Annotated in this window: 9 protein-coding genes and 1 tRNA gene; 7 read left to right on the top strand and 3 right to left on the bottom strand. The window is 31.0% G+C overall.

Translation table 11 applies throughout. The features are described 5' to 3' along the window. The 4 genes from HGPT_RS06630 to HGPT_RS06615 all read left to right on the top strand — a co-directional run. A partial coding sequence (locus tag HGPT_RS06630) for a ParA family protein (RefSeq protein ID WP_040542716.1) occupies nt 1-372 on the top strand: 372 nt, incomplete at its 5' end. Further along, a complete protein-coding gene (locus HGPT_RS06625) occupies nt 365-1,216 on the top strand; it encodes a ParB/RepB/Spo0J family partition protein (RefSeq protein WP_019139060.1) in 852 nt (283 codons plus the stop codon). The genes HGPT_RS06630 and HGPT_RS06625, both read left to right, overlap by 8 nt. 2 nt (nt 1,217-1,218) lie before the next feature. Continuing rightward, nucleotides 1,219-2,109: a PhzF family phenazine biosynthesis protein gene (locus tag HGPT_RS06620; protein WP_019139059.1), complete on the top strand. Its 891-nt coding sequence runs from the start codon at nt 1,219-1,221 to the stop codon at nt 2,107-2,109. Between the two features lie 66 nt (nt 2,110-2,175). Further along, complete coding sequence (locus HGPT_RS06615; protein WP_019139058.1) at nt 2,176-2,526, top strand: hypothetical protein; 351 nt, start codon at nt 2,176-2,178, stop codon at nt 2,524-2,526. Between the two features lie 291 nt (nt 2,527-2,817). On the opposite strand, the gene HGPT_RS06610 is transcribed toward HGPT_RS06615, so the two are convergent. Continuing rightward, a complete protein-coding gene (locus HGPT_RS06610) occupies nt 2,818-3,150 on the bottom strand; it encodes a phage holin family protein (RefSeq protein ID WP_019139056.1) in 333 nt (110 codons plus the stop codon). A gap of 91 nt (nt 3,151-3,241) precedes the next feature. On the opposite strand from HGPT_RS06610, the gene cutA reads away from it, so the two are divergent. Next, complete coding sequence (gene cutA, locus HGPT_RS06605) at nt 3,242-3,559, top strand: divalent cation tolerance protein CutA (protein WP_019139055.1); 318 nt, start codon at nt 3,242-3,244, stop codon at nt 3,557-3,559. Between the two features lie 34 nt (nt 3,560-3,593). Here the strand turns inward: cutA and HGPT_RS06600 are convergent. Together HGPT_RS06600 and HGPT_RS06595 are read right to left on the bottom strand one after the other, a co-directional pair. Next, a tRNA-Arg gene (locus tag HGPT_RS06600) sits at nt 3,594-3,670 on the bottom strand. A 35-nt stretch (nt 3,671-3,705) separates the two neighbouring features. Continuing rightward, nucleotides 3,706-5,103, bottom strand: coding sequence for a D-alanyl-D-alanine carboxypeptidase family protein (locus HGPT_RS06595; RefSeq protein WP_155799234.1), 1,398 nt, complete (start codon nt 5,101-5,103; stop codon nt 3,706-3,708). 166 nt (nt 5,104-5,269) lie between these two features. On the opposite strand from HGPT_RS06595, the gene folE reads away from it, so the two are divergent. Both folE and HGPT_RS06585 read left to right on the top strand, forming a co-directional pair. Next, complete coding sequence (gene folE, locus HGPT_RS06590; RefSeq protein WP_019139054.1) at nt 5,270-5,824, top strand: GTP cyclohydrolase I FolE; 555 nt, start codon at nt 5,270-5,272, stop codon at nt 5,822-5,824. Beyond that, the gene (locus HGPT_RS06585) at nt 5,824-6,303 is read left to right on the top strand and encodes an HD domain-containing protein (protein WP_019139053.1); all 480 of its coding nucleotides are present in this window, start codon (nt 5,824-5,826) and stop codon (nt 6,301-6,303) included. The genes folE and HGPT_RS06585 overlap by 1 nt, the downstream gene beginning before the upstream one ends. The last annotated feature ends 13 nt before the right edge of the window (nt 6,304-6,316 follow it).

The following is a 6,316-nucleotide window of genomic DNA, read 5'->3' as shown; positions in this document are numbered from 1 at the left end:
TTATCAATGATGGCTCTTGTTGCGAGTGACAAAATTTTAGTTCCTGTTCAATGTGAGTACTACGCTCTAGAAGGAGTATCACAACTTATGGATACAATGAGTTTGGTTAGAGAAAACTTTAATCCAAATTTAAGCTTACTTGGCGTTGTAATGTGCATGTATGATGGAGGAACGAATTTGTCGAATCAAGTTGTCGAAGAAGTTCAAAAATTCTTTGAAAGCAAAGTATTTAAGACCTTTATCCCTAGAAACGTCAGATTGGCAGAGGCACCAAGTTTTGGCATGAATATATTTGATTATGATTCAAAGTCCAAGGGAGCTAAGGCGTACACAGACCTTGCTAAGGAAATAATAGGTGAGATAAATGGCTAAGAAAAATAGTCTTGGAAGAGGCATAGGAAATTTTCTAAATTCAAGTGACAAAATAAGAGAAGTTATAGAAGAAGAAAAATCAAAATTAATGGAAATAGAAATTTCCAAAATTTTACCTAATGAAGATCAACCTAGAAAAAATTTTAATGAAGATGACTTAAAAGACCTAGCTAGTTCTATAAAAAAATACGGCATAATCCAACCACTTTTATTAAAGAAAACAAAAGATAAATATGAGATTATTGCTGGGGAGAGAAGATTTAGAGCAGCTGGAATGGCAGGACTTGATAAAGTACCTGCAATAGTAAAAGATATTTCTGATGATGAATCTAGTAGAATAGCTATCATAGAAAATATTCAAAGAAAAGATTTAAATCCAGTTGAAGAAGCTATGAGTTATAGACATCTTTTGGATTCTCAAGATTTGACTCAAAAGGAATTGGCTGACGAAATTGGAAAATCTAGACAATACATTGGGAATACTATTAGACTTTTAAATCTAGATCCTAGAGTTTTAAAACTTCTTGAAGAAGAAAAAATTAGCACTTCTCATGGAAAAAAGCTTTTATCTATAAAAGATGGAGATAAGCAGTATAAAGAGGCAATGAAGATTATTAAAAACTCTTTACCTGTAAACAACAATAAAAAGACCTCAAAAAGAGAAAAAAATGAAGAAAAAGAGGATATTTTTTTAACAAATATGAGAAATGAAGTTGAAAGATCTCTGGGAACTAAAGTAAATTTTAAACAAAGAGGTAAGGTCGGAAAAATTGAAATAGAATATTATGGCGAAGAAGACCTTTCCAGAATTTTAGATTTAATTTTAAATAGAGAGTTGGATTAAATATGAAGAGATTTTACACAACATATTTAGTATCAGCCTTTTCTGATAGGGCATTTATGGGCAATTCAACTGGTGTTGTAATTGATGATGGAAGACTCACAGATTTGGAAATGAAAAATATTGCTAAAGATATAAATCAGTCTGTTGTAGTATTTGTAAAAGAACTCGATAGAGATAGGTATTTAACAAGATTTTTCACACCAGAAGGTGAAATAAATTTATGTGGTCACGCAACTATTGCTACTTTTTATGCCTTAGCTGAAAATGAGTATATAAAATGTCAAGATAGCGGAACAAAACATATTATTCAACATACCAAAATTGGAAAAATTCCAGTTGAGCTTGAGTATAGAAATTTTAAGATTCAAAATGTCCACATGAACTTGGATATAAAATTAAGAGAAGAATATCAAGCCACAGAAGGCGTTTTAAGAGCTTTAAATTTAGATAGCAATGCTATTGGTCTAACTATAAAAGAAAACTTAAATATGGAGAAAATCTCAACGGGGACCTGTGATATTCTAGTTCCCGTAAAAAATGAAGAGTTCTTATCTTCAATAGTTTTAAATAAAGAAGAGGCTATTAAAATTTCTAAGGAAGAAAATATTATTTCTATTCATGCTTTTACAACAGAAGATGGAAAAGAAGTTAAACAAAGAACCTTCTCCCCAATTATTGGAGCTGACGAAGAATTTGGAAGTGGAACTTCAACAGCAGCTACTATGCATTATTTAAAAGCAAATGAAATTGGAGAGAGTGATTCTATAGTTGCAATTCAAGGTGACTATATAGGAAGAATTTCAAAAGTTTTAACAAATATTGGTGAAAGTGATGATAAGATTAGGGTTGGCGGTAGAGCCTACGTGTTTATGAATGGAGTTATTTATTTATAATGGGAAGAAGAAATAAAAAAATCAAATAGATCAAAATTGGTTTTGGTTATATTTTTTGCAGTCCTAATGTTTTTTGGTATAAGCCTAGTTTCTTCTAGAAATAAAATAGTTGATATGAATCCAAAAGACATTGACTATATTGAAATTATTGGTTTTAAGACTGATAATATGAAAACCATAAAAGATAGAAAAACAGTTAATAAAATTGTAAAGGACCTAAATGGTTTAAGAGGAAAACAGGCAAATAAAGATATAAATGGTGAAATTGTAAATTATATAAATGTTTATTTTACAAGTGGAAATAAAATTTCATTTGTAAAGTCTGGTTTAACTGTTAGAGTTAATAATATTTACTATAATATTAGTTCAAAAGATTCAAAGATGATTGATGAGATAATAGAAAAATATGGAAGATAAACCTGGTGAGCAAGGCTCACTGGGTTTTTTATTTGAAAAAATGTGGACAATTAATTACTTTTATGAAGTCTGTGGATAAAAAATTAAAACAAAAAAGATATAAACATAATTTATATTGTGTATAAGTTTAAAATTTTAAATTAAATCAACAAATGTAGATAATAAAATAATTTTGTGGATAAAATTTGTTAAAAAATAAAGAAAATAAATGAGGAAAAGCGAAAAACACGACTTATCCACAGAAAATAACACAAAAAAAAGACCCGAGCAAGCTCGAGTCGATTTTTATAATTACATAGTCTTTTTATCAACTGGTAGGAAAGAATCCACAATACCAAGGATAAGTGCACCAACAACAGCACCAAGAACTGATACTGTAAATCCATCAACAAGTTGACCTGCGATGAATAAAATTATTGCTGCAACAACAAATCCTACTGCACCTCTACCAAATGGTGAAGCGTCAACTCCTGTGAATTTATTGATAGCCCAGTCTAAAAGACCAATAACTATTGCTGCCATAATAGCAGTTGAATAACCGTCTGTTTGGATTCCGATTGAAAGTGCAGAAGTTATTAGAATAGCTAATCCACTTACCAATACTTTGATTAATAATTTTATCATATATTATTCCTCCCTAATATATATATAACCTCTGAGATTGATTTTAAACAATTTTTATTATTTTGGGTATAAAATAAATGGGAGGTTTGCTATGAAACACATGAAAATAGAGGTTTTTATACCTAGAGAAGATACAAAAAATTTAATGCAAAAGATAAACGATGCTGGTTTTTTAAAAGAGGAAAATTATGATTATTGTTATGCAGAAACTGAAGTTTTAGGTCATTTTCGTCCAATAGAAGGTGCAAATCCTTATATTGGAAGTCTTGGAAAAGTGGAAGAAGTCCTTGAAAGTAAACTTGAATTTAGGATTAAGGAAGAGGATTTAGAAGATTTAATAAGTACAATTAAGTCCAATCACCCTTATGAAGTTCCAGTTATAAATATTATTGAACTAAAAGATATTTAATAATAAAAAATCACCTGCTAATGCAAGTGATTTGTGGCGTCCACGAGAGGAGTCGAACCTCCGGCCCCACGCTTAGGAGGCGTGTGCTCTATCCTGCTGAGCTACGTAGACCTATAAAATTATTGTATATAAATATTTAAGAAGTGTCAATAAATTATGACACTTCTTTTTTGATCAAGCTGCTTTCTCCATGTTAACAAAGATTTCTTCAAAGACTCTTTTAACTTGTTAATTATTCCCTTTTCATAGACCTTGTCTTTTACGATCAAATCACTTGTATAAACTAGATCATCACCATCATAAAAATTGATTTTTCCAACTGAAGAGCCTGCTTCAATCGGTGCTTTTAATTCATCATCAATTTCTACAATTTCTCTAAATTTATCAGTTGATTTAGAAAGTATGTATCCAACATCTTTTTGGTAAACAGGTATATTTTCATCTTGAGAGTCAAGAACTTCTATGGTTCTAATTTCCTTAAAAGTGTCACCAATAGCATTGTATCCATAATCTTCAAAACCTCTTGTCATAAGTCTTTTGCAGGCAACAAATCTTTCAAAATCAGAGTTTGAACCAGTGGTTATTCCAATTAATCTCATGTCTTTGGATTTACCTTCTTCTCCCTTTTCTAGACCAGTTAAGATGACGCATCTTCCTGCTGCATTGGTATAGCCAGTTTTTAAGCCATCTATTTCTGGAACAATTCCAAGAACTGGGTTTGTGCTATATTCAATAAAATTTCTAGCTGGATCTTCTAATTTATCAATTGTCGTATATTTTAATATATCTGGATGAAACTTTATAAGTTCAGATGCTAGTTTAAACATTTCCCTAGTTGTCATCTTGTTGTAGTCAAGTATTTCATAGTTAGTAAGTCCTGTTGGATTTACCATAAGGGCATTTTTCAAACCAAGATCGGCACATTTGTCGTTCATCATTTTTACAAAAGCATCTGTTGAACCTGCTACATATTTTGCCAAGGCAGTTATAGCGTCATTGCCAGATACTACCATTGAAGCTTCCACTAATTTTTCTACAGTTACCTTATCTCCTTCTTTTAATTTAAAAGAAGAACCTGTCAATGCGGCAGCTTCGTGATCTATTTCAACTTCGTCACTCAAGGATATTTTGCCTTCTTGAATTTTATCCAAAACTACAAAGATAGAAACTAATTTAGAAGTTGAAGCCATGGCACGAACTTCATCTAAGTTATAGCCTTCTAATATATCACCTGACTTATAGTCTCCCAGTAAGTAAGATTTTGTTAAGCTTTCCAGAGGAAGTTCTTCTAATTTTTTTATTTTTTCAGCTTCATATAAATTGGCTTTTTGAACCCCTTCTTTCGTCGGAACTAGAAAATTTTGATTTCTAATTGTATTTGGGTCCACTTCTTTTTCTTCACTTGTTTTATTTTCTGTAGCTATATTATTTTCGCTACTTGCATTTGTATTTTCAATAGATTTAGTATTATCTTCTGCTAATACATTAACTGGAGAAGATAAGAGCACTAGACCTAGAGATAAATACAGAAGTAATTTCTTCATCTTGCACCTCGAAAAATATTGTACCAAATTATAAATAGATTGTAAATTAATGACAATCTTTAGAAATAGATAGAAGTGCTAATTTATGGGTAATGTTATCAATGTAAGAGTCAATATGTTATAATAAATTTTATAAATTTAAAAATAAATCTATGAGGAGATCATAATGGATAAACAAAAAATAGAAAAAGCAGTTGAAATGATAATAGAAGCAATTGGAGAAGACAAAACGAGAGAAGGTCTTTTGGAAACTCCTGCAAGAGTTGCTAGAATGTATGAAGAAGTATTTGCAGGACTTGGAAAGACTGCAGAAGAACATCTTTCTAAAACTTTTGAAATTACAGAAGATAATATTGTTGTAGTAAAAGACATTGATTTTTACTCCATGTGCGAACATCACTTCCTACCATTTTATGGAAAGGCTCACATTGCCTATATTCCAAATGAAAAGGTAGCTGGACTCTCTAAGCTTGCAAGAACTGTGGAAACTTATGCAAAAAAACCACAACTTCAAGAAAGACTTAGCATTGAAGTAGCTGATGCAATGATGAAATACCTTGAACCAAAGGGAGTTCTTGTTGTAATAGAAGCTGAACACATGTGTATGAATATGAGAGGCGTAAAAAAACCTGGTTCAAAAACTGTAACAGCTGTGGCCAGAGGAGTTTTAGAAACAGATGAAAAACAAAAACAAGAAGCCTTTAGATTAATTGAATTTTAATGAAAGAAACAGATTTAATACTAAAGAGCCAAATTTTTAATGATTATCTTAACGAATTAGAAGAGCTTGAAAAGGATAGAATTTTTTGTAAACACAACTACGAACATTTTGTATCTGTTGCGAGAATTTGCTACATTCTAAAATTAGAAGAAAATGTTGATGTCGAAAAAGATATGATTTATGCAACTGCCCTCCTTCATGATTTGGGGAGGGTCCTTGAAATCAAGGAAGGTTTAAACCACGCTATTGGCTCAGTAAAAATAGCAAGAGAAATTTTAAAACTTACAGATTTTTCTGATGAAGAAAAGGAAAGAATCCTAAATTGCATAGGGTCTCATAGGAGTAAGGAAAAAGAAGAAGATGAATTTTTTAACATCTTTTATAGGGCAGACAAACTTTCTAGGCCCTGCTTTAGATGTCCTGCCTACAAGGCATGCAATTGGAGTTTTCACAAGAAAAATCACACAATAATATATTAAAGTATTGATGGGA

Source organism: Peptoniphilus timonensis JC401 (assembly GCF_000312025.1).
GTDB lineage: Bacteria > Bacillota > Clostridia > Tissierellales > Peptoniphilaceae > Peptoniphilus_A > Peptoniphilus_A timonensis.
Note: the sequence above shows the minus strand (reverse complement) of the source record. Positions and strands in the feature narration are given on the sequence as shown.